This is a genomic window from Neobacillus terrisolis, from assembly GCF_051233475.1.
Taxonomy (GTDB): domain Bacteria; phylum Bacillota; class Bacilli; order Bacillales; family Cytobacillaceae; genus Bacillus_BU.
The window spans coordinates 130,915-155,569 of record NZ_JBKFGH010000002.1; the positions used below are offsets into that span (position 1 = coordinate 130,915).

The window sequence follows — 24,655 nt, forward strand, 5'->3', positions numbered from 1 at the left end:
ATATATTTTTATAAACGATAAGTAATACATATCTTAAATAATCTGGCCCAAACATGAAATAGGCGCAATCATCTCTCGAAAATTGCGCCCGATTTTTGAAGTGCATTTTTCTTCACTAACTCTAATCACATACTCTCCTCACAACTTCCAATTACTATTCTACTTTGTATTTATTTGGTATGCTAAGGGCAATAATTTGTGAGGTGTTTCTAATGCGATTTAAAACCTGTAGAGAAGAAATCCTTTATACGGTAAAATTAATAATTAGTGCCAAAAACAAAAATGAATTTACGATTAAAGAAGTAACAGAACAGATGAACAAGAACAAAACGATTTATAAAGAAAATACAATTAGTACTCATATTAGCTCTAAATGTTGTATAAATTCTCCCAGTCACCATGCCACTGTCTACAATGACTTTCAACGAATTAAGCCAGGAATTTATCAATTATGCTACGAAACAGTTACGTAGACATTTTATTTTTTTCAAGGAGTAGAAGAAATTGATTTTAACATTATCCAATTCTGATAAAAAACGGCTATTAACTCCCATCAAGAAAACCATTTTACAATACAAAATGATAGAAGAGGGTGATAGAGTAGCTGTAGGTTTGTCTGGCGGAAAAGATAGTTCAACTTTATTGTATATATTAACGATTTTAAGAGAACAACTTCCCTTTCATTTTGACTTAATACCTATTTCACTTTCACTAGGGTTTGAGGATTTAGATATTTTACCCTTAAAAGAGTTCGTTGAAAAACTTGGCCATGAGCTCTATATAAAAGAAACGAACATAAGTCAAATTGTTTTTGACATTAAGAGAGAAAAAAATCCTTGTTCTTTATGCGCTAACTTAAGGAGAGGGGTTCTGTTTGAATATGCAGCGTCATTGGGTTGTAATAAACTAGCTTATGGTCACCATTTAGATGATGGTATTGAGACATTTTTTATGAACCTTTTTTATGGAGGAAAATTAGGTGTTTTTAAACCCATAACATATTTGGATCGCTCTAACATTACCTTAATCCGTCCAATGCTTGCTATCGAAGAAAAGACGATCATAAATTTTGTTAAAGCAAAAAACATCCCTATTATACATAACCCTTGTCCGGCTGATAAAAATACAAAACGCGAAGAAATGAAAGACCTTGTAAAGAAATTAAGTATTGATTACCCTGAATTGCGTCAAAATTTTATGAATGGGGCTATGAATCTTCGGGAAGAGGATTTTTGGAAGATTGATCAAAGATGAGAATCTAGTTATTAAGACCTAATTTTAAAAGAGATATTTATCAATGATTATTCCATTGGCTTGTTACCGGCATATTCGTAATTAATAATAAAGAGCCTAATCTTTCCATGGATTAGGCTCTTGAATTTCATTTGTGTAAAAAAACTAATCCTCAATCTCCATTAACGCTTCTGCACATTTTATGCCGTCAACAGCACTGGACGTGATCCCGCCAGCATAACCTGCACCTTCACCACAAGGGTATAACCCTTTGATATTCGTCTCAAATGTCAGTGGATTTCGCTTAATTGTAACGGGTGATGAACTTCGGCTTTCTACAGCTGATAATACGGCATCATGTTTGATAAAGCCCGCAAGTTTCTTATCCATAACGCGTAACCCGTCTTTTAAACTTTCAACGATAAAATCATCCAGACATTCTCTTAAGTCCGTTGGTGTAACACCTGGGGTATAAGTTGGGATAACATCGCCAAGTTGTTTACTCCCTTTATCTGCTAAGAAATCCCCGACCAATTGTACGGGTGCAAAATAATTTCTGCCACCAAGTTCAAATGCTTTTCGCTCAAGTTTTCTTTGAAACTCGATCGCCGCCAAAACATCTCCATCAAAATCCTTTGGTGTGACAGAAACAAGCAAGGCACTATTAGCATTTTCACCACTTCTTGCACTATAGCTCATACCGTTTGTCACGACTGCATTTTTTTCTGATGCAGCAGCCACCACATGACCTCCAGGGCACATGCAAAACGTATAAACACCTCGTCCATTAGGAAGATGGGCATTCAACTTATACTCAGATGCACCAAGTAGTGGATTATTTGCAAAGCTGCCGAATTGCTGTAAATCGATGTCTTTTTGGTGATGCTCAATCCGCACACCTACAGCAAAAGGCTTCGGTATCATCTCTACACCTATATCCTTTAACATATAAAAAGTATCCCGAGCACTATGCCCGATCGCCAATACTACAGCATCGGTCTCGATGACTGCTGACTTTCCTTGGCTTTCAAGTACCACGCCTCGAACTTCACCATTTTCAATGATAAGCTCCTTCATTTTCGTTTCGAAACGCACTTCCCCACCGAGCCGTTCGATTTTTTTACGAATATTTCTAACAACATTGATCAAAATGTCCGTTCCAATATGGGGCTTTGATAAATAAGCAATCTTACTAGGAGCACCAGCTTCGATCAATTCCTTTAATACTTTCGGAATTCTCGTATTTTTGATACCGGTTGTCAATTTCCCATCTGAAAATGTTCCGGCTCCGCCTTCACCAAATTGGACATTACTACTCGTTTCAAGCTCGCCGTTTTGCCAAAATTTATCAACAGCCAGTTTTCTTTTATCGACGTCCATTCCTTGCTCTACAACAACGGGGTTTAAACCATGTTCTGCTAATACCAAGGCACTGAAAAGTCCAGCAGGTCCACTGCCAACTACAACAGGACGGGTGGTTTTATTGGTTTTCTTGATAACATATTCTAATGGTGTTATGGATGCGACATTTTTTATTCCTAAATAAGATCTCTCATTTTCAATTTCAACATCAACTGAATACACAAGCTGGACATTATTTTTTTCCCTTGCGTCAATCGACTTCTTAGAAATAAGAAAAGACTTTATTTTGTCTTGTTTGACCCTTAGGATTTTCTGGATTTTCTGAGCTAAAAGTTCATTTTCCTTATTTGGGTCAAAATCAGCACGAAGCTTGATATTACTTATTCTTAACATGTTAAATTCCATCCTAAATTTATTTTTGCAGTTATGATCATTTCCCTACAGTAGGCCTCTAGGTGGACGCAAAAATTAGACCTTAAGCGAGCCACGGAAGCCCCTAGCGGCATAGTAGGATTCTGCTCCATTGTGGTACACAAAAACAGTATCATAGCGACGATCACAAAAAATGGCCCCACCAAGTTTTCTAATATTGGCAGGTGTTTTCACCCAACTCGATGTTTTCATATCGAAATTCCCTAGCTCCTGTAGCTCACGGTATTGTTCTTCCGTTAAAATCTCAATGCCCATGTCAGCTGCCATATCAATAGCGTTATTTTCTGGCTTATGTTGTTTCCTTGACTCTAACGCTTCACGATCGTAACAAACACTTCTGCGGCCTTTTGGACTTTCGGCTGAACAATCATTAAAAATGTATTCGTCCGTCATTTTATCATAACCAACGACATCCGGTTCACCGCCAGTTCTTTCCATTTCATTGAGCGACCACAGTTTTTCAGGATTAGTTTCTAGTTTTGCATGTACATTAGCCCATTCAATTCCTTCATGACGATTCATGTTTTTCTCAAAACGAGCTTTCAATATTCCGAGTATTTCTTCACGTTGTTCTGGTGACAACTTCCTATTTTCATTTTTCATACTAAACCTCCTCGTATAAGATATTTAGAACTACTTTAAGAAATATACTTTCCTTTTTTTATTGCTGTTGTTCAAACATTTATACTTTAGATTTTTAAAGTCTGTATGACAGATTGGCTATCAAGATCCCAAAGTTCAATTTGCCCATTTTCATATAACGCAAAGGACATAGTACCATCCTTTGGAATTGTCGTGCTTCCGGGATTTAGTACGATGATCCCGTCTTGTTCTTTGAGTACTTTGACATGCGTATGGCCGGATACAACAACCTGGCAGCCAAGCTTTTTCGCTTCCTGAATGCGCTCTTCTTCCGACTCCTCATATCCATGTACCAAATAAAATTTATAGTTGTCGAAGGTAATAACCCTTGATTTATTGGATAGGTCTTGCTCTGTAACCATCTCATCAACATCCGCATCACAGTTCCCGCGGACATAGACAATATCTGTTCGATCCTTTAGAAATTCAGCCAATTTCTTTGGATTATACGTTTCAGGAAGATCATTTCGCGGTCCATGATAAAGGACATCGCCCAAATGGCAAATTTGCTTAGAACCTTCAAGAAGCTTTAGAGCATGGACTACATTTTCATAACCACCATGCGAATCACTGATAAATCCCAATCTCATATCATCATTCCTCCCGTGACAAATCAAATGCATTTGAAAAATTTCTTTTTATTTTTTCAGGACAAGCTTCACAACTGACTCAATCTGAGCAGTATGTGGGAACATATCCACCGGTTGTATATATTCCACTTTAAACTTGGCACCCAATACCTGAATATCCTTCGCTAACGTCGACGGATTACAAGAAACATAAACCACTTTCTTTGGCTCCACCTGTAAAATCGTATTCAACAGCTGCTGATCCAACCCTGTTCTTGGAGGGTCAACTACGATAACATCTGGCTTCCAGCCTTTTTTGGTCCATTTCGGCAGAACCTCTTCGGCTTTCCCTGGTACATACTTTGTATTATTGAAGCCGTGGCGTTTCGCATTTTTCTTCGCATCTTCGATTGATTCAGGAATGATGTCCATACCACGGACTTCTCCAGCTTTATCAGCCAGCCATAACCCAATTGTTCCAACACCACAATAGGCATCAACGACCTTTTCGGTACCTGTTAACGCGGCAGCTTTTTTCACTTCATCGTATAGTTTCACGGTTTGAACAGGGTTTAATTGAAAGAACGTTCTTGCCGATAATTCAAATGACAAATCACCGAGTGTTTCCTGGATAAATTCCTCACCCTCAAGTGAAACTGTTTCTTCTCCAAAAATCAACGAAGTTTTAGCACCGTTAATGTTTTGCATAATCGACTTTACTTCAGGGATCGCATCTAAGATTCTTTCGATAATATAATCTTTCTTTGGCAGCTCCACTTGTGCCGTAATCAGAACGATTTGCAGCTCGCCGCTTTGCACCCCTACCCTGGAAACGATGGTTCTCACGATTCCTTTGCGAGTTTTTTCATTATATATCGGGATTTGAAGATCGTTTAAAATCTTTTTAACTGTTTCTGTCGCTTTATTCGTAAGAGGATGCTGCACGGCACATTGCTGAATGTCAATCAGCTTATGAGAATTAATCCCATAAAGTCCAGCAAGCACTTTTCCTCGGTCGTTGAGCCCTACCTGAAACTGGCTCTTGTTTCGATACCCCCAAGGATCCTCCATCCCAATAGTGTCGCGAATATCCAGCTCGGCAACAGGTAACTTCGTGTGACGCTCCATTGACTGGATGATAATATCTCGTTTCTCCTTCAATTGTCGGTCATAGGCTAGATGCTGAAGTTGGCAGCCGCCGCACTGATCGTACACTGGACAAAGGGGCTGGACACGATGTTCAGATGGTTTACGAATCTTTTTGATTTTTGCCTCAGCAAACTTCGGATTAATGGCGGTTGCTTCGACGACGACTTCTTCGCCTGGCAGGGCACCTGGTACGAATACGACTTGACGTTTGAAATAACCGACGCCTTCGCCATTGATTCCTAAGCGTTTGATCGTTAGCGGGAAGGTTTGTCCCGGGGTAATTTTAACTATTTCTTGTTTTTGCATGATTTTCTCACTCCAATTTATTCGATGCTGCGCCATAGATATAATGAGGCGTAGCTTAAGTACGGTTCCCAGTCTTGCTTATATTTTTGCATTTCTTCAATGGTTGGTTTTCGGTCCATTCCGAATAGCTTTTTGATTGCATTTTGAATGCCGATGTCGGCGATTGGGAACAAATTCGGTCTTCCCAGTGCAAACAATAGGAAGTTTTGAACCGTCCATGGCCCTACACCACGCAGCTTCACCATGTGATGCAATACTTCTTCATCCGTCATCTGCTTTATTTTTTCCAAATCAAGTAAGCCTTCTGTAATCGCCTTGCCAATTCCAATCACATATTCAGCCTTCCGCCCGCTGAATTGCAGTTCTCTCAGCTGCTCCACTTCAATTTGCGCTACCACTTCCGGCCGAGGATAAAACCAAACCCCATCGATTTCAAAACCAAATGTATTAACAAATCTAGTTGATAGCGTATGGGCAAACGCCATATTAAGCTGCTGATGGATGATGCATTTCAACAGACATCCATACGGATCAAAATCTAATACGAGCGGTGCCCCGTAATGCTCCTTAAACAGTTCGCGGAGGTTTGTATTTTCAAAATGACGATACACGGATTGTAACGGTATCTTCCATTGAAAAATCTGTTCGATTTTTTCAATTACCTGATCTTTATTAGTATGCTCGTGACCACAAACAATAAAGCTTGGATTCTCCGTAGTTCCAATCGCTTGAACCTCAACCACGGTTGGTTGATTTTCAATCCATACTGGAACCTTCACTGAACGTTGTTCGAGTGAGATGACATTTAACGGGTCAAAGGCTTGACGTCTTAACACCTCATCAAAATTATAAGGACCGTTTATTGTTATATTTTCCTGCCACACGCTATAATTCCGTCCTTTTCGTTTTTATTTTTATTTTATCAAATCGTCTTATTAAACTGCATTGTTGTATTTTTGGATTACCAAAGGCGGTAATAGGGGGAGAATGCGTGGCTTGTACCATAAAGGGGTGTGGTTGGGCATATATGGGATAAGTTGTACATAATCAAAAAACTTGTCCCATATATTTTCAGAGTTGGATCATAAATTTCAAAAGTTGGTCCATAAATTTCAAAAGTTGTCCGATATATTTTTAAAGTTTGTCCATATATTTTTTGAAATGTACCATATCCACATTTTAACGGGCATAACGACCTTCATACGGGCAAATATTTCTCAAAAAATCGAGAAATCCTCGAAAAAAAGAGTAATTTTATTAAAAACAATAGTTTTCAGCCCAAAAAATTCAATAAATCCTAATAAAAAATCAAAAAAGAGCTGCTCTCTCTTCAGATTAAACAAAATTGCCGAAGAATAAACGAACAACCCGGCCTTTCCAAGCAAAACAAAGCCCGCCAAAAAGAAAACCCGGATTACCTCCGGGATTTTCTACTCTCAATATAACATACTCTCTTTCATCTCTTTATTCAAGATTAAGTCGTCCAAGCTTTTAAAGGTGTATCCATCACTTTTCAGATCTTGAATCACTTTCTCAAGGGCATCCGCATTATCTTTAGAAACGGAATGCAGCAGCATGATTGAGCCTGGATGAACCTGGCGCATTATATTGTCATAAGAATATTTCCAGCCCTTTTGACTATCGGTATTCCAGTCAATAAAGGCCAATGACCAAAATACATGAATATACCCCAGCTCTTTTGCTTTTACTAAGGTTCGTTCCGTAAATACACCGCGGGGTGGCCTTAGATACATCATTTCTTTTTGCCCGGTCAGTTTTTCGGTTTCGACCTTCACCTTTTCCAGTTCCTCAGCAAGCCGCTCATCACTTACTTTTGAAAAATCAGGATGATGCCAGGAATGATTTCCGATAATATGCCCTTCTTTAACCATCCGCTTTACCAGGTCTGGGGCACTTTTCAAATAATGTCCGGTTACAAAGAAGGTCGCCGGTACTTTTTCCTTTTTCAAGACATCGAGAATTTTTTCGGTATAGCCATTTTCATAGCCGTTATCGAAGGTTAAATACAAAACCTTTTTATCGGTATCGCCTTTATAGTAGGCCCCATGTCGTTCAAGCAACCCTTCAAGCATTTTCCCAGCATCGGCGGGCTGCCCGTTAACCCCCTTCTTGAATCCCCAGTGAATAGGGGCATTGCTAATTTGACCATGGGCAATCTCCCCTATTCCCAACATCAGAATCAATATGAAAAAAAGATGCCGATAAACGTATTTCATCTGCCATCCTCCATCTATTTTGTGATGGATTTATTTTTCCCCTGATTTTTTTAAAAATAAGGATGTTTTCCTTTTTTATAAAATTTGACAATATCAACAAAGGAAAAATATGTAATAATGAGATTAAGACAAACGGGCGGAGGAATGATCATGATTGATTCTTATTTACGCGAATTACGAAATATTAGGATTACTCTTGTTATATTAACAATTATTCTGGCATTTACTTCTGGAAACCGAACAGAAATTGTTCATGACAATACTGATTCAAACTGGCCGCAATTCCAATATTCCAATATGGTTCAATTAGAAAATGGACATTTCGGGGTTTTATCAGGAGACAGTCAAGCTAGAGGTAATGAACAGTTAAAAATTTATTATTATGACGCGGAAAAAAATGAAGTGATTTTAAAAAAGGAAACGCCTTTAAGTAATGTTGTAGAGGTGTTTGAGTAAGGAAAAGGACCAGAATGCATTTGAGATGCAATCTGGTCCTTATTTTTTAATTAAATACTTTATCCTTAAATTGAGCTAATTTTTCTAAAGAAGATAACTCGACATCTTTGTGAAGGCTGTTTCCGTGTGAATCCATTGTTACTACAGCAGTGAAGCCCTCAACTTGAAGGTGCCACATAGCTTCCGGAAGACCAAATTCTAATAGGTCCACACCTTCAACAGATTTGATACAGTCAGCATAATACTGAGCTGCTCCGCCGATTGCATTTAGGTATACGCCACCATGCTCTTCTAGGGCAGCAAGAGTTTTTGGACCCATTCCGCCTTTACCGATAACAGCACGGATGCCAAAGCGCTTCATAACATCACCTTGGTAAGGCTCCTCACGAATACTAGTAGTTGGGCCTGCAGCTTTAACATGCCATGTTCCTTCTTCATCCTTCAGCATAACAGGTCCACAGTGGTAAATGACTTGACCATTTAAATCTACTGGAGCATCATCGCGTTCAGATAAATATTTATGAATGGCGTCACGGCCTGTGTACATCATTCCGTTAATTTTTACAACGTCGCCAACTTTTAACGCACGGATTTGTTCTTCAGTGATTGGCGCTTGAAGCGTAACAACATTGCTTTCTGTTTCAGTTGAGGCCGCTACTTCGTTTGCAGCTTCCTGATCGGCGAAGTCGATTTTTTCGCCTTCTTGGTATAACCATTCGTTGATTTTACCTGTTTCAGGGCTGATTTTTACGCCTTGACGACGGTAAGCCCAACAGTTATACGCTACAGATACAAAGAAGCTTGCCGGAAGACGATTAGCAACACCGATTTTACAGCCTAGTAGTGTTGTTTCTCCACCAAAGCCCATTGTTCCAATGCCAAGTTCATTGGATTTTTCCATAATGTAATCTTCTAATTTGCGAAGGTCTTCATTTGGATTAACGTCCTCAACTCCACGGAATAACTGCTCTTTAGCAAGTTCATAACCTGAAGTGCGGTCTCCCCCGATTCCAACTCCGATAAATCCAGCGCTACAACCTTGACCTTGCGCTTGATATACAGAGTGGAGGATACATTTGCGGATTCCGTCTAAGTCACGGCCAGCACGGCCAAGTCCTTCAATTTCAGCTGGAAGGCTGTATTGAATGTTTTTATTTTCACAGCCGCCTCCTTTTAAGATAAGGCGTGCATCGATGTAATCATTTTCCCATTGTTCAAACTTAATCACAGGAGTCCCTTCCCCAAGGTTGTCCCCAGTATTTTCGCCAGTTAAGGAATCAACTGAATTAGAGCGAAGCTTTCCGTCCTTCGTTGCTTGAGCAATCGCCGCTCTAATTGCTTTCTTCATTTCGATTTGATTTGCACCAACTGGAGTTTTAATTTTAAAAGTTGGCAGACCAGTGTCTTGGCAAATTGGTGATACTTTATCATCGGCCATTTTGATATTTTTTGTAATTGTTGCCAAGCTCATTGCTGATCTTGTGCCAGCGCTTTCATGTTCTTTCGCAGCTGCAACTGCCCGGCGAACGTCCTTTGGCAGGTTTGTTGATGCTTCAACAATCAGCTGGTACATACTTTCTTGAAACTTTTCGATATTCATCTGGCTTCCCCTTCCCCATTGTTCGATAAGTTTTGAATATTTGTATTATTTCTCACCATTTTCTATTATACTCTGATAGCGTTTAGATGAAAAGTATCTGAACTTGTTGGGTTTTGTAAGGTGAATGTATGTCATGGTAGTTGGGATTATTTTACCAATAAAAAATAGCCAGATAAAGATATCTGACTATTCCTCTTCTCGATTATTAAATTCGCGGCACTTGGATTCAATTTCATCAATGAATAAAATAAGACGGTCAATATCCTCTAAATCTGCATCTTCCGGATCAATCGCATCTAAAACATCTAAAAACATACTTAATCGATGCTTTAAAAAGTCCACTTGTTGATTCTTATCATGGATTTTGCTACCCAAAACGTTCGCCCCTTTCAGTTTCGATTTCATCCTATCGAAAAATGTGTCTTCGTGCAATGTTTTTTGGGAAGTTTTATCGGTTTATGTTATTATCCCTTTAATTTAATAGGAAAACACCTTAAAAAAACGCCCTTCCAGGCGCTTTTTTTGGGGCTGTAAAAAGTTTATCGACGGAATTTTGGGGTTTATCGGCGGTTTTCTCACTTTTATCGACGCTTTTTCGATTTTTATCGGCGCTTTTCACACTTTTATCGGCGCAAGTGGTAAAAGTCACCAACACAACTCGTTCTCTTATAAAAGCCGACTACCGACTACCGCGGTCTTTCCGCTGCCGCAAACCCGAATGAAACATGATCTTGAATCGGGATCCAAGCCCCTATCCCTTGGGATGTCACATTTTTAATCACAATAACCTTCTTATTTCCTTTTAGCATTAAGTACACTTCACCATAGGTTATTTTCCCTTTTTCATTTACGGCTGGAGCATAACTATACAAATAACCCAGGCGCTTCGGTGGGATATTGTAAATTTGGTCATTTTTCGTACCAAGCCCAATCACTGTTTCAAAAGCTAGTGGAAGCTTTGTTTTTTCCATTGCCTTTAACATCATCATATTCTTAACATCTTCCGAATTAGGGACCTTAGCTGTCAATCCGCCCCGAACTAGTTTCTGCGCCTCTTGTACATAATGAATTTGATATGGAACATTGCCGCCGCGATTATCATAATAGTTTGTATTTATTTTTTGATACTCCCAATTTGGTGCTGTCTCGGTCGATTCATAATTCAATGGCCATTGCCCTAAATAAATGACCGCCCGGTACCCTAAGGCAAACGGTGTACTATTGATGGTTGTTTCATTTAACATCTTAATTAAATCGGGGTTTTCAATTTTCACTTTTGAGGAATCTAATAGCTTTTGTGTCAATTCGCTAGGTTGCAATAAAGGCATATCCTGTGTTGGATTCGGATAAGTATTTTCCTTAGCAATATTTTTTACTGAGCCCGGCACATGATATTTTTCGACTTTCGGTTGTACTGATTGAACTTTCTTTTGGTTAGCAAATGTTGAAGGTAAGAAAGTAAGCATAATGAACATGCAAAGCGTAAAAATGGATAATGATTTTCTCATGATGTCTAACTCCTTTCATTTCCTGTCAATCGATATAACTAGTTTTTTCGGAGTCCACAAAAATTATCCATTGATTCCACTAATATAATTTAAAAAGCAATACGACCGGGCTCATAGAAAAAAATAAGAGCCCCTAAGGACTCTTCCTTCTTAACTATAATAAATAAAAACCAATTCCCATAATCAAATAGGCTCCAAGCAATGTTGCTCCTTCAAACCAGTTCGTTTCTCCGTCGTTTGATATAATAACCATCAATAAAACGGATGATACCATAGCAACAAGCTCTGGAAGTGTAAATACAAGCGGCATCTTTGTTGGAAAAAACAGTGATACAAGCATTAGCACCGGCGCCACAAACATCGCTACCTGTAATGTTGAGCCAATCGCAATCTCAACTGCGATATCCATCTTATTTTTAAAAGCCATAAGAATGGCCGAAGCATGTTCTGCAGCATTCCCAACAATCGCAACAATGATAACCCCGATAAACAATTCGGTCCATCCGAAGGAATGAGCTACCGCTTCAAACGTATGTACAAGATTTTCTGAAACATAAGCCACAGCTACTGTTGCTAAAGCCAAAATAGCAGTCGCTTTCCCTTTACCCCATTCAGGCTCTTCTTCATGATGCGCTTCTGCTTCACCGTGTTGATAAACCCCGCGATGAGTAACGAGTTTGAAAAATAAAGCCGCCAAATAAAGCGTTATTAAAACAACAGAAATTCCTACACTTAATGTAATAGTTTTCGCTTCATTCATTTCCATTGAAAAAACTTCAGGAATGACGAATGCTACAAAAACGGCAAACATAAGTAATCCAGAATTATGCCTTGCATCAAAAACATTAAATTTCTGACGTTTGTATTTTATGCCCCCGATAAAGAAAGACAATCCTGCTACTAGAAGTAAGTTCCCTAATACTGAACCCGTTAATGAAGCAAGAACAACACCGATTAATCCTGCCTTTAGAGCAAAAATAGAGATAATTAACTCAACTGCATTTCCAAACGTAGCATTCAGTAATCCGCCAATTCGTGGTCCGGTTACAATTGCTAAACTCTCTGTAGCTCTTCCCATATAACTTGCTAATGCGATGATCGTTAAGCAATAGATAACAAATAGCATGATACTCGGCCATTCCATCAATGTCCCTGCCACAGACAACGGAACACCAATGAAAGTGAGTAGCATAAATACTTTATTTACCATATCTACTTCTCCTTTTCCATATAGGAAATATTTCCCTTACCATAATGAGATTACACTATTTTATCAAAACATGGAATAAAACAGGAATATTTTTCTTGCAAAGTACGTTCTTTCTCGTTACCATCAAAAGGAAAATATATTATGGAGAAATAATAATGAAAACGAATCAATCACTTCGGTTCTGGATATTAGTAGGAATTGTTGCTATTTCAGGCTATTCACAAGGAATGCTCCTCCCTGTTATCGCGATTATTTTTGAAAAAGCAGGGCTTTCTTCAACCTTAAATGGTATTCATGCGACAGGCTTATATATTGGTGTCCTTTTCGTTTCTCCATTTATGGAGGGTATTTTAAGACGACTCGGTTATAAACCGATTATTTTAACTGGTGGTTTAGCCGTTGTTATTTCGATTGCTTTATTTCCAATATGGAAATCATTTTGGTTTTGGTTTATCTTGCGCTTAATCATAGGAATCGGCGATCATATGCTCCATTTTGGTACTCAAACGTGGATTACTTCCTTTTCTCCTGCCCACAAGCGTGGCCGCAACCTGTCGTTATATGGATTATTTTTTGGATTAGGATTTGCGGTTGGTCCGATGATGACGAGGCTGGTAAATATAAGTGATACGTTACCCTTTATTGTTTCCTCCATCATTAGTCTAGTTGCTTGGAGCACGGTTTGGTTCTTAAAAAATGAATTTCCTGAACAATCTTCTGGAACAGACTCATTCTTTAGCACCTTTAAACGTTTCGGCCAGGTTTGTAAATATGCATGGGTGGCGTTTCTCCCACCATTTGGATATGGCTTTATGGAAACATCCTTAAATGGAAATTTCCCTGTTTATGCTCTAAGGACGGGGATCGATGTCAGTTCCGTTTCGATTATATTGCCCTCGTTTGCGATTGGCAGTATCGTTTTCCAGTTACCGCTAGGAATGTTAAGTGATAAATTTGGGCGGAAAAATATTTTATCAACAGTTATGTTGCTTGGCTTCGTTTGCTTTTCGGTTGCCGGTTTGTTAAGAGATTCCGTTACTGGACTTACGATAAGCTTTTTTATTGCCGGAATGCTCGTTGGTTCAACCTTTTCACTTGGTATCAGCTATATGGCTGACCTTTTACCTCGAGCGCTATTGCCGGCTGGGAATATAATGTGCGGTATTTTTTACAGCATCGGCAGCATTACCGGTCCTTTTATCGGCGGATTGGCGATTCAATTTTTATCAAATGGAAGCTTTTTTTTCGTAATCAGTTTCATGCTGCTGTTGATCTTTCTAGCGATCGCCGTTTTTAGACCGCAAAAATCATGGCAGACGAAAATTACTTAATATTTTCATGGTTTTAGGGCACTAAAACTAAAACAGCGGTTAGTGCCCTGTTTTTAATATCATCATGGGTTTGGGACACTAAAAGAGTGTTTAGTGCCCTTTTTATTTTTATCACCGAGGTTTTAGGGCACTAAAACAGCAATTAGTGCCCTTTTCATTTAAATCACCGAGATTTCAGGGCACTAAAACAGCAATTAGTGCCCTTTTTCTTATTTCATCCAGATTTTAGGGCACTAAATCCTTTAACCAAGAAAAACGGGAAGCCTCTCATCACCGGCTTCCCGTTTTTCTTTTTCAATTAATGATACCCGTTAGATCCATTGGCAGATCCTGAGGTTTTTTGTTTTGGATGATTTTTCTTTCCCTTTTGCTTTGTACTGCCGTCTTTTTTTGTATGCTTGGTCATGTTTTATCCTCCATTTCCTATCGAGTTAAAGCTCCCCCTTCTTTATTTTGAATCGGAAAGAGAACTTTACTAGAGGAAAGTTAAGGGAGTCTAACAGTTCCCTTTTTGTGCGGTAAAATAGGCATTGATTTCGCCGCCAAGGATAATCACAAAGCCGGACAAATAAAACCAAACCATCAAAACGATGACCGCTCCAATACTTCCGTAGGTAGCAGTATAATTCGCAAAATTCCCAACGTAATAGGAAAAAGCAAAGGAAGTCAGCACCCAGCCAACCGTTGCAAAAATGGCTCCCGGAATAGCACTCAGACATGTAAGTTTCTTATTTGGGGCAATCCAATATAAACCGGTAAATACGATTAATAAAAACATAGAACTAAAAACCCAGCGCAATGCATTCCACACCATTAAAAACTGACCAGACAAACCAAGCTCAGAAAATAGAAATGCCCCAATTTGCTTTCCAAAGACAGGAAGCAAAAGAGCGACGACGATTACTAAAATCATCCCAAATGTTAAAAGAATTGAAATCCCGCGTGCTACTACAAAGGGTCTACTTTCTTTTACATCATAGGCCTTATTAAAGGCGCTAACAATGGCATTAATTCCGTTCGATGCTGACCATATCGTGGCTATAATCCCGAAGGATAGTAAGCCGCTTTTTTTATCCATCACATCATTTAAACTCGTTTCTATCAGATCCATCGTTTGGCCGGGTGCATAATCACGAATAAAACCTAGAAAATCTTCCTGATTAATTGAAAAATAAGGAAATAGTGTCACTAAAAAAATTAACAGCGGAAATAAGGATAATAAGAAAAAGTAGGCTAATTGAGCGGCCATGCCAGAGATATCATCTCTTCCAACTCGATACCACAAATGCTTTATGAAGGATGAATTGATGGACACCATAACATCACCTTTTTCTTCTAAAAAATTTCTCTATTACTTGTTTAATGGACCATGCTCCATTTCAGTATATGTATTATCGTCTAAAAATACTTCCTTCGTTTCTTTAACAAAGTCCATCACCTGTGGTGTTGCCTCCGTTAATTCCTCTACTTTTTCTTTTATAAAAAACAAATCATCACTTACCTGCTCAATCGTTTGGCGGACTTGCTCTGATGTTGCTTTAACCTTTTCAACGACTTCCTCTGGGTTTTTTATTATGTGGGTTACCTTTTTTGTCGTTGACTTGCAATTGGCCGCTACCGCATCACGGGTTGATTTGTCGAGCAGGCTCAAAGCTCCCCCTGCCAAAGCTCCTAGAAGGACCCCTTTCCAAAAGTTTCTTGCTTCACCCATTTATTCTTCCACCTTTCGAAGTTCCTTCTTAATCTGTTGCAGTAATTGGTCACAACCATCTTTGACTAAATGATAAACTTGTTCAAAATTTCCTGTGTAATACGGGTCTGGAACATCTTTATCATGATGCTGATCAGTAAAATCGAGAAGTCTTAAAACCCTCGCTTTAGAGTTAAGCTTGTTTAATTTTTCAATATCCTTTTGATTTTGACTATCCATCGCAATAATATAATCAAACTTTGATAAGTCTTCTGAGTTTATTTGTCTGGCCACAAGTCCATCTGCGTTAATCTGGAACTTTTCGAGAATGTTTTTGGTTCCTTGATGCGGGGGATGTCCGATATGCCAGCTGCCTGTTCCAGCAGAATCAATTTGGATTGTATCCTCCAGGCCTTGCTTTTTCACAAGATCACGAAACACAGCTTCAGCCATTGGAGACCTGCATATATTCCCTAAACACACGAATAATACTTTTATCATTCATTTTCCTCCTTTTCCTTATTCTCTCGATATTTGCATGAACTTTCAAGTCCATTAATCAGCTTGGTTTGTTTTCGTTGACATTCATTTATGAACATGAAAAGATGAGGGAAATGAACTTAGAAAGGATGACCCATTGGATGAACTTATCCCAAAAGTCTGTTGAAAATGTTGAATTCATGATCGAAAAAATAAAGGAAAAATTAAAGGTATTAAATTTTGGTGCCATTAAACCGTCCCATTTTGATGAGGAAATGTACGAAGAGCTTAAAGATATTTACGACCTTGTCATGAAAAAAGAAACCTTTAGTATTAGTGAAATGCAAGCAATTGTAGAAGAATTAGGAAGCCTGCGTAAGCAGGATTAATTGTTATCCACGGCCATACATCAAAAAAAATAGGGGATTTCTCCCCTGTTTTTTTTCGGTTGCAAAGTCACACTTTTAATCAATTTTATTGCTCTTCTTGTTCTGTTAAAATAATTGGTCCGTCCTTTGTAATCGCGATCGTATGCTCGTATTGAGCTGAATTTTTGCCATCGATTGTTCGAGCTGTCCAGCCGTTATTGTCCATCTTTGAATCCCAGCTCCCAACATTAATCATCGGTTCAATTGTGAATACCATTCCCTCTTTAATCCGGCCACCTTTACCTTTAATTCCAAAGTGAGGGATATCTGGTTTTTCATGAATAACCGCTCCAATTCCATGGCCGATAAAATTCCGAACGACCGAAAACCCTTCAGACTCAGCATAGGATTGAATGGCATAGCCAATATCTCCAATTCGATTTCCAACTTGAGCCTGCTCGATGCCTCGGTATAGCGCTTCCTTTGTCACAAGCAAAAGCTGCTTATTTTCTTCAGAAATCTCCCCTACACCATAGGACCAAGCCGAATCAGCTAAATATCCATTGTAATTAACCACCATGTCAACCGTAACAATATCTCCATCCTTTAAAGGCTCCTGACGAGGAAACCCATGGCAAATTTCATCATTTATACTAGCACAAGTAGCATACTGATAGCCTTGGTATCCCTTTTGCTCAGGGGTTGCACCGTGCTCAAGCAAAAAATTCTCAACAAACTGGTCAATTTCCCAAGATGAAATGCCCGGCTTAATTAGTTTAGCTATTTCTCTATGACATGCTGCAAGAATTTCACCCGCTTTTTTCATTCCTGCAATTTCTCGATCTGATTTTAAAATAATCATTTACGTTCCGCCTTTCTCAACATCTGATGCTTCTATAATAAATGTATATACATAAATAACTTGCTTTGTCATACTTTATTAGTATATCACGGATCTATGTAGATACTAACGATTAGCATTCAATGTGTGACAAACTATTCAAATTATTTCACCAAAATTTTTCGTTCGTTGTATGGAACATTCTTTTCACCTTTGTTATAATAAAATTATATTTTAATTAAGGTGTGTGAAGCTTAATGATAGGTGATCGTGTTAAAAGGCTTCGTCAAGAAAAGAAAATGTCATTAACAGAACTTGCAGACCATGCTGGGGTTGCAAAATCCTATTTAAGTTCATTGGAACGTAATCTCCAATCCAATCCTTCAATCCAATTCCTGGAAAAAATTGCGAATGTGCTTGGAGTTTCAATTGATTATTTTATTCTTAATAAACCGAATACAGACCAATTAGATACTGATTGGATTAATTTAGTAAAAGAGGCCATGGCTTCAGGTGTAACAAAAGAGCAATTTCGAGAGTACCTTGAATTTAATAAATGGAAAATAAACCAAAATAAAGGCAAAGAGACTGACTCATAAGCGTTCAGACTCACTCCAAATTTCATACCCTTGAGGGATATGATTGGCAGTGAGTTCTGAACCTTTTATTTTAGAGTCAGCCTCTTAAATTAGAATTTAGGCTCAAGGCAAAAGTCTATACTTTCTTCCGTTCGTTCTTCCACCTATTCCTTCTTCCCCATATGTACCTGATAATTCATTATTAAACTGTTTTTCCTTTTAAAAATAATCTTATTTCGTCTTTATCAATTCCTAGTTCTAGCGCTTCGAGGATCAGCTGAACCCATTCTACATCCAATTCATCATTTGTTTTTGATTTTGTAGTCATTTGTTCCTCCACCTATACCAGGAAGTCCAGCCACCATAGTACACTTCTTATGGAAATGACCTTAGATCTGTGACTTTGCGTCCCTATTTTTCAATAGGTTTGCCCTTATCTGCATCGTTTTTCTTATATTTTAACTTGTCTGAGGCAATAAGTGTGTATTTTTTTGTCAATTTAGAATATTTTTTTAATACAAATTTTGACAATGTCATAATGATTATTACCTACATTAGCTGAACTACCTTTTTAAATTTCCTGAAACTGGAGATACTACACCAAATTGCTACTAGTCCATTGGTAATGTGAAATGTTGTCGATAAGTTTTTGGTTAAATTGTGAACTTTATGTGTCTATTTTCTGAAAATTTAGATAAAATATTATTATATATTCAACCTATTTAATATAAGGGGGTATTTCCATGACGGTTTGGCATATTGTAAATATCGTTGGTCCACTTATTATGATGGTTGGTTTCGGATTCTTCCTTGACCATATTTCAAAGCCGGAAGTACCAGTACCTATTGAGGAAAGTAAAGAGTAATGAAATATTGATCAAACGGTCATGACCATAGTGGTTGATGACCGTTTTTCTTTTTTTATATAGGTGTTAAATTGGGCTGTTGATTTCCGCTCCAGGCGCTTGCTTTCCGCGGGGCGGGCGGTGAGCCTCCTCGGAGCTAAAGCTCCTGTGGGGTCTCGCCTGTCCCGCTGCTCCCGCAGGAGTCAAGCGCCTTCCGCTCCAATCAACATTGCGTAAAAAATCAACACTGAGCTTTAACAGATAGTCGCAGTAACGAAAGCACTAAGCAACATATTAAAGAGCTTTTGCAAACATCATTTGTAATTGAAGTGACGTATACTTATGATAGTTTACATCTATCTAAATTTTCAGTTTGACCGTCAAAACAATTTAGGGAGAGGTGGTTCAAGCATGGCAAGAGAAGTACAATTTGATGATAAAAATGTAATTTTAAAACTGAGTGGTGCAACAGCACTTTTCTCCCTAAGATTCCACTTAAAAATACCTTTTAACACTATCAAGAGTGTATATGTTGACAGTTTTGATGCCCCCCAATGGATGCTTCGGATGCCTGGAACTTCTATCTCCGCCCTGAATATTTTCGAAGGTAGTTTTAAATACGCTAATGAGTGGTACTTTCTCTCTTACGAAAATAAAGTTCCTTTGCTAATAATCGAACTGGATGGTCACGAGAAGTATAACTATGTGATTTTTGAAATTGATAACCCTACAAATGTTGCTTTTGAAATCCGTAAACATCTCCGAGAACTGGAAAGTTTATGATTTTTGGGCAAGACCGAAAATCGCTCTTTTTTTCTTTAAATTTTTAACAATACACTTTAACAGAGGCATAAAGAAAAATGATGCTCATGGGGGGTGAGCATCATTCTCTGAGTGTTATATTCAATAAAAATATTGGGGGGTTTGTGAACTATTGAACAATTTTATTATATACCAAATTGGGTGATTTTTGTGTGAAGGAATTGTGAATAAATTCACAATAGGCTATTGTTATATAAAATTTTTGCACATTATTTTATGTTCCTTCGGGCATGCTACAACTCAGAAAGAAAGGAGTGGTCATGTTGGGGCGTGGTAAAGCTTACGAGCACAAGAAAAAAAATCATCCCGGCAACTTTCCGGAAAACAGCATAACTGAGAAACATTCAAAGGAAAGAATTGGCGATGAAGAACTAATTGTCGTTCAAGAAGCATTCAAAAACCGGGTTGATGGAGAAGAAAATACTTAACAATAGTTCTTTGGCTGTCGTATAAGATACGATGGCCAATATTTTTCACTCTGAGATATCAGCCAATTTCCAAAGATCCACATTCTTTAACCAGTCTGCCATTGCTTTAATATCCTTCGCAAAAACTCGATCCTTCTTAATGGTTTCCACTACTTTTCTCCCCTCCAGATAACATTCCCTTGTCGCATCTGCCATCTTTTCAATCCCCCAAAACTCCACCGCTTGCATGGCACAGATGAACTCAATCGCAATCACAAATCTTGCGTTCGAAACAATTTGATAAGCATGTCTGGCGGCGATCGTTCCCATGCTAACATGGTCTTCTTGGTTTGCAGATGATGGAATTGAATCGACGCTTGCCGGATGTGCTAACGTTTTATTTTCTGAAACAAGTGATGCTGCGGAATATTGCAGGATCATGGCTCCAGATTGCAGGCCAGGTTCGGGGCTTAAAAATGGTGGCAGATCATTTAATTGCGGATTTACTAAACGTTCAATTCTTCGTTCGGAAATATTGGCTAGTTCTGCGACAGCAATTTTCATAAAATCCATCGCCAGGGCGATTGGTTGGCCATGGAAATTTCCGCCTGAAATTACTTGTGAGTTAAATATTAGTGGATTGTCGGTGGCCGCATTCATTTCGATTGTAAGCTTTTCTTTTACGTAATCAAGTGCTTGCCATGTAGCTCCCAGTACTTGTGGAATACAGCGAAGTGAATAGGCATCCTGAACACGAAGCTGCCCCTGATGTGAGATTAGTTTACTATTTCTTAAATAAGCTCTAATCCGCTTAGCTGTTTTGATTTGCTGTTTATAACCTCGTACTTTATGGATTTCTTCAGAAAAAGCATCGATAATTCCCCGTAATCCTTCAAGAGACATAGAAGCAATTAATTCGCTTTGAAGGGCTAGTCTTTCCGCTTCAAGATAAGCAACTGCCCCCATTGCGGTCATCGCCTGCGTTCCATTGATTAAGGCCAAGCCCTCCTTCGCCTCTAGCCTGATCGGAGAAATTTTTTCTCGCTTAAAAGCTTCCATTGTCGGAATCTTTTTTCCATCATAATAGACCTCTCCTTCTCCGATTAGGAGGAGAGCAAGATGGGACAATGGTGCTAGGTCACCACTTGCACCTAAGGAGCCTTGCTGAGGAATAACGGGATGAATGTTCCGGTTTACTAATTCTACTAATGTTTCAATCACAACTGGCCTTACCCCGGAGTACCCCTTTAGCAGTGCATTTGCCCGTAGGACCAGCATGGCTCTCGATACTATTTCCGGAAAGGGCTCCCCAACTCCACAAGCATGTGATCGAATTAAATTTAGTTGTAAATCTCTAACCAGATTTTGATCAATTAGTACATCACTGAATTTACCAAATCCAGTATTAATCCCATAAACAATTCTTTTCTCTGAGACAATTTTTTCAACAACCTGTTGGCTTTTCTCAACTCGTCTTAAGCTTCCTGTTACTGCAGAAATTGTTTCATTTTTAAATAGTATCTTAGAAAGTTTTTCTATTGTTAACGATTGTCCCGTTAAGATGACCATCCTCTTTTCCTCCTTTAAAGAGAAAAATAAAGAAAAGGCTGGTCTGTTCAAACAATTAGGTTTGAAAGATTCCAGCCTCTTAAAATCAGTGATGTATGATTATGTTTGGCACAATTTTTTGATGAAGATGATAAAAATCCATCCCTTATCTACTATAAACATATGCATCAAATCAATTTTCGTGAACTTGCATTTATTTCTTAGCCATGATAAATAAAATTATTGTTTAGTTTATTAAACAAATACTCTTCGTTTGAAGGGCTATTGGTGACCCAAAATTGCAATACGTAAGAGATTTAGGTAACTAATAAAGGCTATTGGCGACCCAATTTACAATACGTATGGGATTAAGGTAACTAATAAGGGCTATTGGTGACCCAATTTGCAATACGTATGGGATTTAGGTAACTAATAAGGGCTATTAGTTACCCAATTTGCAATACGTATGGGATTTAAGTAACTAATAAGGGCTATTGGCGACCCAATTTACAATACGAAAGAGATTACGGTAACTAATAATGAAAATTGACGACCCAATTTACAATACGAATGAGATTACGGTAACTAATAGTGAAAATTGGTGCCCCAATTTACAATACGAAAAGGATTTGGTAATTAATGATTTCGAAAAAATCAACAGTATCGTATAACATGGCCAATTTCTTAAAAATTTTATAAATACTACTTTAATTTTAAATTCTTTAGTGCATCAGCTAGTGCTGTATTAATTGGTTCATCTTCTTTATTTTGCTGTTTCAAATATTTTTGTACAGTTCGTTTATCTACTTTTCCGCGAGACTCTTTATTACGGCGTTCCTGGAATGAGGATAGTTTTTCGCGATAGCCGCATTTACATGTGAAAATTTGCCCGTCGCCTTCTCCGCGAAGCTCTAGTTTTTTGTGACATTGCGGACAACGTGCATTTGTTACCCGAGCGACATTTTTGCGATGGCCGCATTCCCGGTCCTGACAAACAAGCATTTTGCCCTTTTTACCATTTACCTCAAGCATTGGTTTACCGCAATCTGGGCATGCTTTTGTCGAGATATTATCGTGTTTGTATTTTTTATCGCTAGCTTTAATTTCTGCTACAATTTCTTTTGTGTAACTTTTCATTTCCTTAATAAATTCATCTTTTCGCAGCTTGCCTTTTGCGATAGCTTCAAGTTTTTGTTCCCACTTAGCCGTTAACGCTGGAGATTTTAATTCATCAGGCACAAGGTCTAATAATTGTTTTCCTTTTGAAGTGATAAAAATTTCTTTACCCCGCTTCTCAATCAAGAAAGAATTAAACAGCTTCTCAATAATATCTGCGCGAGTTGCAACTGTACCTAATCCTCCAGTTGACTTTAATGTTTCGGCAAGTTGTTTATTTTGTGCTTCCAAATACTTTGTTGGGTTTTCCATTGCCGATAGCAATGTAGCTTCATTAAAACGTGCTGGAGGTTTGGTTTGACCTGATGTTTGTGCGATTAGTTTGATATTTACTGTATCCCCTTTTTCAAAACGAGGTAAAATTTGCTCTTTCAAGTCATCTACTGAATCATCATCTTCAAAGTGATTATTATAAACTTCCTTCCAACCACTTGATAATATTGTTTTCCCTCTAGCAACAAAGCGCTCATCGCCGATTTTTGCATGGAGTGTTAATTGTTCGTATTCAAATGCTGGGAAAAGCACAGCTAAGAAGCGTTTAACAACCAAGTCATAAATTTTTCTTTCTTTATCTGTGAATGCCGAATAGTTAACATAGCCTTCTGTTGGAATGATTGCATGGTGATCGGACACTTTGCTATCATCCACAAATGCTTTAGAAGTCTTTATAGGTTTGGTTAAAATCTTATTTGCTAATGAACGATATTCACCTACTCCACAAGCCTTCAATCGTTCTGGAATCGTTCCAACAATGTCTTGAGAGATAAAGCGCGAGTCTGTACGAGGATACGTCAAAACTTTATGTTGCTCATAGAGCTTTTGCATAATATTTAACGTTTCTTTTGCAGAGTATCCAAAAATTTTATTCGCATCACGCTGTAATTCCGTTAGGTCATAAAGACCAGGAGCAAAGGATTTCTTTGCCTTTTTCTCAACCTCGGTCACAATGGCATTTTGTTGGCCCAGTTTTTTTACAATCGCATCGATCTTGTCTTTATCAAAGCTGCGACTATTTCCTTTTGCATCTTGCCAAGACAGCTTTAAGTTGTCTGTTGTTTGTGCTTCTATACCGTAATAGTTCTGCGCTTTGAAATTTTTAATTTCGTCCTCCCGGGCTGCGATTATCGCCACCGTAGGCGTTTGTACACGACCACAGTTCAGTTGGGCATTAAATCGAGTGGTTAATGCTCGCGTTGCATTTAGCCCGATAAACCAATCTGCTTCCGAACGTGCTACCGCTGAATGATACAGATTTTCATACTCCTTACCATTCTTTAGTTTTTGAAAGCCTTCTTTAATTGCTTTGTCTGTCACGGAAGAAATCCAAAGGCGTTTAATTGGTTTATTTACTTTTGCTTTTACCAGAATCCAACGAGCAACCAGTTCACCTTCGCGACCACTATCCGTTGCAATTACAATTTCCCCTACATCAGATCGCTGTAATTGGCTCTTGACTGCATGAAATTGCTTACTGGTCTGCTTAATAACGACAAGCTTTAACTCATTTGGCATCATTGGTAAATCTTCTATTTTCCACGTTTTATACTTTTCATCATAGCTTTCCGGATCTGCAAGCGTAACCAAATGTCCCAGCGCCCAAGTGACAATATATTTGTCTCCTTCTAAAAAACCGTTTCCCTTTTTATTACAATTCAGTACTCGAGCAATATCTCGGGCAACTGAAGGTTTTTCAGCAAGTACTACACTTTTTTTCACTTTTGATAAACATCCTTTCGGAATAACATTTAATTTTTAATATATCATACAATGTCATAAAATGCAGACCTGTTGAGGAAGAGGTTATTAAGAATCGACCTTATCCATCTAAATCTAAAATCTCGGTATATATTAAACCCTTTCGCTTC

The 24,655-nt window shown here is 38.4% G+C and carries 25 protein-coding genes, 2 pseudogenes and 1 riboswitch; of the genes and pseudogenes, 10 read left to right on the top strand and 17 right to left on the bottom strand.

Features of this window, described 5'->3' with window-relative positions; genetic code table 11:
* Positions 1–212: 212 nt before the first annotated feature.
* Both ACI48O_RS01005 and ACI48O_RS01010 read left to right on the top strand, forming a co-directional pair.
* A complete protein-coding gene (locus tag ACI48O_RS01005; RefSeq protein WP_435559834.1) occupies positions 213–473 on the top strand; it encodes a DUF7669 domain-containing protein in 261 nt (86 codons plus the stop codon).
* 31 nt (positions 474–504) lie between these two features.
* A complete protein-coding gene (locus tag ACI48O_RS01010; protein ID WP_435559835.1) occupies positions 505–1,254 on the top strand; it encodes a tRNA lysidine(34) synthetase in 750 nt (249 codons plus the stop codon).
* 144 nt (positions 1,255–1,398) lie between these two features.
* Here the strand turns inward: ACI48O_RS01010 and ACI48O_RS01015 are convergent, their stop codons facing one another.
* The 6 genes from ACI48O_RS01015 to pdaA all read right to left on the bottom strand — a co-directional run bounded on the left by ACI48O_RS01015 (position 1,399) and on the right by pdaA (position 7,930).
* On the bottom strand, positions 1,399–2,988 hold the full coding sequence (locus ACI48O_RS01015) for an NAD(P)/FAD-dependent oxidoreductase (RefSeq protein WP_435559836.1): 1,590 nt from the start codon (positions 2,986–2,988) through the stop codon (positions 1,399–1,401).
* 75 nt (positions 2,989–3,063) lie between these two features.
* On the bottom strand, positions 3,064–3,630 hold the full coding sequence (locus ACI48O_RS01020; protein WP_435559837.1) for a DUF4256 domain-containing protein: 567 nt from the start codon (positions 3,628–3,630) through the stop codon (positions 3,064–3,066).
* Between the two features lie 86 nt (positions 3,631–3,716).
* Complete coding sequence (yfcE, locus tag ACI48O_RS01025) at positions 3,717–4,259, bottom strand: phosphodiesterase (protein ID WP_435559838.1); 543 nt, start codon at positions 4,257–4,259, stop codon at positions 3,717–3,719.
* A 48-nt stretch (positions 4,260–4,307) separates the two neighbouring features.
* A complete protein-coding gene (gene rlmD / locus ACI48O_RS01030) occupies positions 4,308–5,693 on the bottom strand; it encodes a 23S rRNA (uracil(1939)-C(5))-methyltransferase RlmD (RefSeq protein WP_435559839.1) in 1,386 nt (461 codons plus the stop codon).
* Positions 5,694–5,710: 17 nt separating this feature from the next.
* Positions 5,711–6,577 carry a DNA-3-methyladenine glycosylase family protein gene (locus ACI48O_RS01035; protein ID WP_435559840.1) on the bottom strand — a complete coding sequence of 289 codons (867 nt, stop codon included), beginning with the start codon at positions 6,575–6,577 and terminating at the stop codon, positions 5,711–5,713.
* A 552-nt stretch (positions 6,578–7,129) separates the two neighbouring features.
* Complete coding sequence (pdaA, locus tag ACI48O_RS01040) at positions 7,130–7,930, bottom strand: delta-lactam-biosynthetic de-N-acetylase (protein ID WP_435559841.1); 801 nt, start codon at positions 7,928–7,930, stop codon at positions 7,130–7,132.
* Between the two features lie 150 nt (positions 7,931–8,080).
* On the opposite strand from pdaA, the gene ACI48O_RS01045 reads away from it, so the two are divergent.
* Positions 8,081–8,386, top strand: a complete 306-nt coding sequence (locus ACI48O_RS01045) for a YmzC family protein (protein WP_435559842.1) — start codon at positions 8,081–8,083, stop codon at positions 8,384–8,386.
* 46 nt (positions 8,387–8,432) lie between these two features.
* Here the strand turns inward: ACI48O_RS01045 and ACI48O_RS01050 are convergent, their stop codons facing one another.
* From ACI48O_RS01050 to cax, 4 genes and pseudogenes are all read right to left on the bottom strand, one after another.
* Positions 8,433–9,986 carry a fumarate hydratase gene (locus tag ACI48O_RS01050; protein ID WP_435559843.1) on the bottom strand — a complete coding sequence of 518 codons (1,554 nt, stop codon included), beginning with the start codon at positions 9,984–9,986 and terminating at the stop codon, positions 8,433–8,435.
* A gap of 186 nt (positions 9,987–10,172) precedes the next feature.
* Positions 10,173–10,361: an SE1561 family protein gene (locus ACI48O_RS01055; protein WP_435559844.1), complete on the bottom strand. Its 189-nt coding sequence runs from the start codon at positions 10,359–10,361 to the stop codon at positions 10,173–10,175.
* Between the two features lie 311 nt (positions 10,362–10,672).
* On the bottom strand, positions 10,673–11,494 hold the full coding sequence (locus ACI48O_RS01060) for a YfkD famly protein (RefSeq protein WP_435559845.1): 822 nt from the start codon (positions 11,492–11,494) through the stop codon (positions 10,673–10,675).
* Positions 11,495–11,648: 154 nt separating this feature from the next.
* A pseudogene (gene cax / locus ACI48O_RS01065) lies at positions 11,649–12,707 on the bottom strand (calcium/proton exchanger); the annotation flags it as partial.
* Positions 12,708–12,859: 152 nt separating this feature from the next.
* Between cax and ACI48O_RS01070 the strand changes: the two are divergent.
* Entirely contained in the window at positions 12,860–14,035 is a 1,176-nt protein-coding gene (locus tag ACI48O_RS01070; RefSeq protein WP_435559846.1) for an MFS transporter, read from the top strand.
* A gap of 496 nt (positions 14,036–14,531) precedes the next feature.
* Here the strand turns inward: ACI48O_RS01070 and ACI48O_RS01075 are convergent, their stop codons facing one another.
* From ACI48O_RS01075 to ACI48O_RS01085, 3 genes are read right to left on the bottom strand one after another with little or no spacing between them, the layout of a single operon-like run.
* Positions 14,532–15,353 carry a YihY/virulence factor BrkB family protein gene (locus ACI48O_RS01075; RefSeq protein WP_435559847.1) on the bottom strand — a complete coding sequence of 274 codons (822 nt, stop codon included), beginning with the start codon at positions 15,351–15,353 and terminating at the stop codon, positions 14,532–14,534.
* Between the two features lie 33 nt (positions 15,354–15,386).
* Positions 15,387–15,746, bottom strand: a complete 360-nt coding sequence (locus tag ACI48O_RS01080; protein ID WP_435559848.1) for a YtxH domain-containing protein — start codon at positions 15,744–15,746, stop codon at positions 15,387–15,389.
* A complete protein-coding gene (locus tag ACI48O_RS01085) occupies positions 15,747–16,226 on the bottom strand; it encodes a low molecular weight protein-tyrosine-phosphatase (protein WP_435559849.1) in 480 nt (159 codons plus the stop codon). It abuts the gene before it with no gap.
* A gap of 140 nt (positions 16,227–16,366) precedes the next feature.
* On the opposite strand from ACI48O_RS01085, the gene ACI48O_RS01090 reads away from it, so the two are divergent.
* Positions 16,367–16,594, top strand: a complete 228-nt coding sequence (locus tag ACI48O_RS01090) for a DUF1128 domain-containing protein (protein ID WP_435559850.1) — start codon at positions 16,367–16,369, stop codon at positions 16,592–16,594.
* Between the two features lie 85 nt (positions 16,595–16,679).
* Here the strand turns inward: ACI48O_RS01090 and map are convergent, their stop codons facing one another.
* Positions 16,680–17,435, bottom strand: a complete 756-nt coding sequence (map, locus tag ACI48O_RS01095; RefSeq protein WP_435559851.1) for a type I methionyl aminopeptidase — start codon at positions 17,433–17,435, stop codon at positions 16,680–16,682.
* A gap of 236 nt (positions 17,436–17,671) precedes the next feature.
* Between map and ACI48O_RS01100 the strand changes: the two genes are divergently transcribed.
* On the top strand, positions 17,672–18,013 hold the full coding sequence (locus ACI48O_RS01100) for a helix-turn-helix domain-containing protein (RefSeq protein ID WP_435559852.1): 342 nt from the start codon (positions 17,672–17,674) through the stop codon (positions 18,011–18,013).
* A 181-nt stretch (positions 18,014–18,194) separates the two neighbouring features.
* Here the strand turns inward: ACI48O_RS01100 and ACI48O_RS01105 are convergent, their stop codons facing one another.
* Positions 18,195–18,320: an anti-repressor SinI family protein gene (locus ACI48O_RS01105; protein ID WP_435559853.1), complete on the bottom strand. Its 126-nt coding sequence runs from the start codon at positions 18,318–18,320 to the stop codon at positions 18,195–18,197.
* A gap of 17 nt (positions 18,321–18,337) precedes the next feature.
* Positions 18,338–18,434: riboswitch (cyclic di-GMP riboswitch) on the bottom strand.
* A 301-nt stretch (positions 18,435–18,735) separates the two neighbouring features.
* On the opposite strand from ACI48O_RS01105, the gene ACI48O_RS01110 reads away from it, so the two are divergent.
* From ACI48O_RS01110 to ACI48O_RS01125, 4 genes and pseudogenes are all read left to right on the top strand, one after another.
* Entirely contained in the window at positions 18,736–18,858 is a 123-nt protein-coding gene (locus ACI48O_RS01110; protein ID WP_435559854.1) for a hypothetical protein, read from the top strand.
* Between the two features lie 239 nt (positions 18,859–19,097).
* A pseudogene (locus ACI48O_RS01115) lies at positions 19,098–19,214 on the top strand (IS1595 family transposase); the annotation flags it as partial.
* Positions 19,215–19,248: 34 nt separating this feature from the next.
* Positions 19,249–19,620: a hypothetical protein gene (locus tag ACI48O_RS01120; protein WP_435559855.1), complete on the top strand. Its 372-nt coding sequence runs from the start codon at positions 19,249–19,251 to the stop codon at positions 19,618–19,620.
* A 302-nt stretch (positions 19,621–19,922) separates the two neighbouring features.
* A complete protein-coding gene (locus ACI48O_RS01125) occupies positions 19,923–20,087 on the top strand; it encodes a hypothetical protein (protein WP_435560027.1) in 165 nt (54 codons plus the stop codon).
* Between the two features lie 45 nt (positions 20,088–20,132).
* Here ACI48O_RS01125 and hutH read toward each other — a convergent pair whose 3' ends face one another.
* Both hutH and ACI48O_RS01135 read right to left on the bottom strand, forming a co-directional pair.
* On the bottom strand, positions 20,133–21,635 hold the full coding sequence (gene hutH, locus ACI48O_RS01130; RefSeq protein ID WP_435559856.1) for a histidine ammonia-lyase: 1,503 nt from the start codon (positions 21,633–21,635) through the stop codon (positions 20,133–20,135).
* 681 nt (positions 21,636–22,316) lie between these two features.
* Positions 22,317–24,506, bottom strand: a complete 2,190-nt coding sequence (locus ACI48O_RS01135; RefSeq protein ID WP_435559857.1) for a DNA topoisomerase III — start codon at positions 24,504–24,506, stop codon at positions 22,317–22,319.
* Positions 24,507–24,655: the final 149 nt, after the last annotated feature.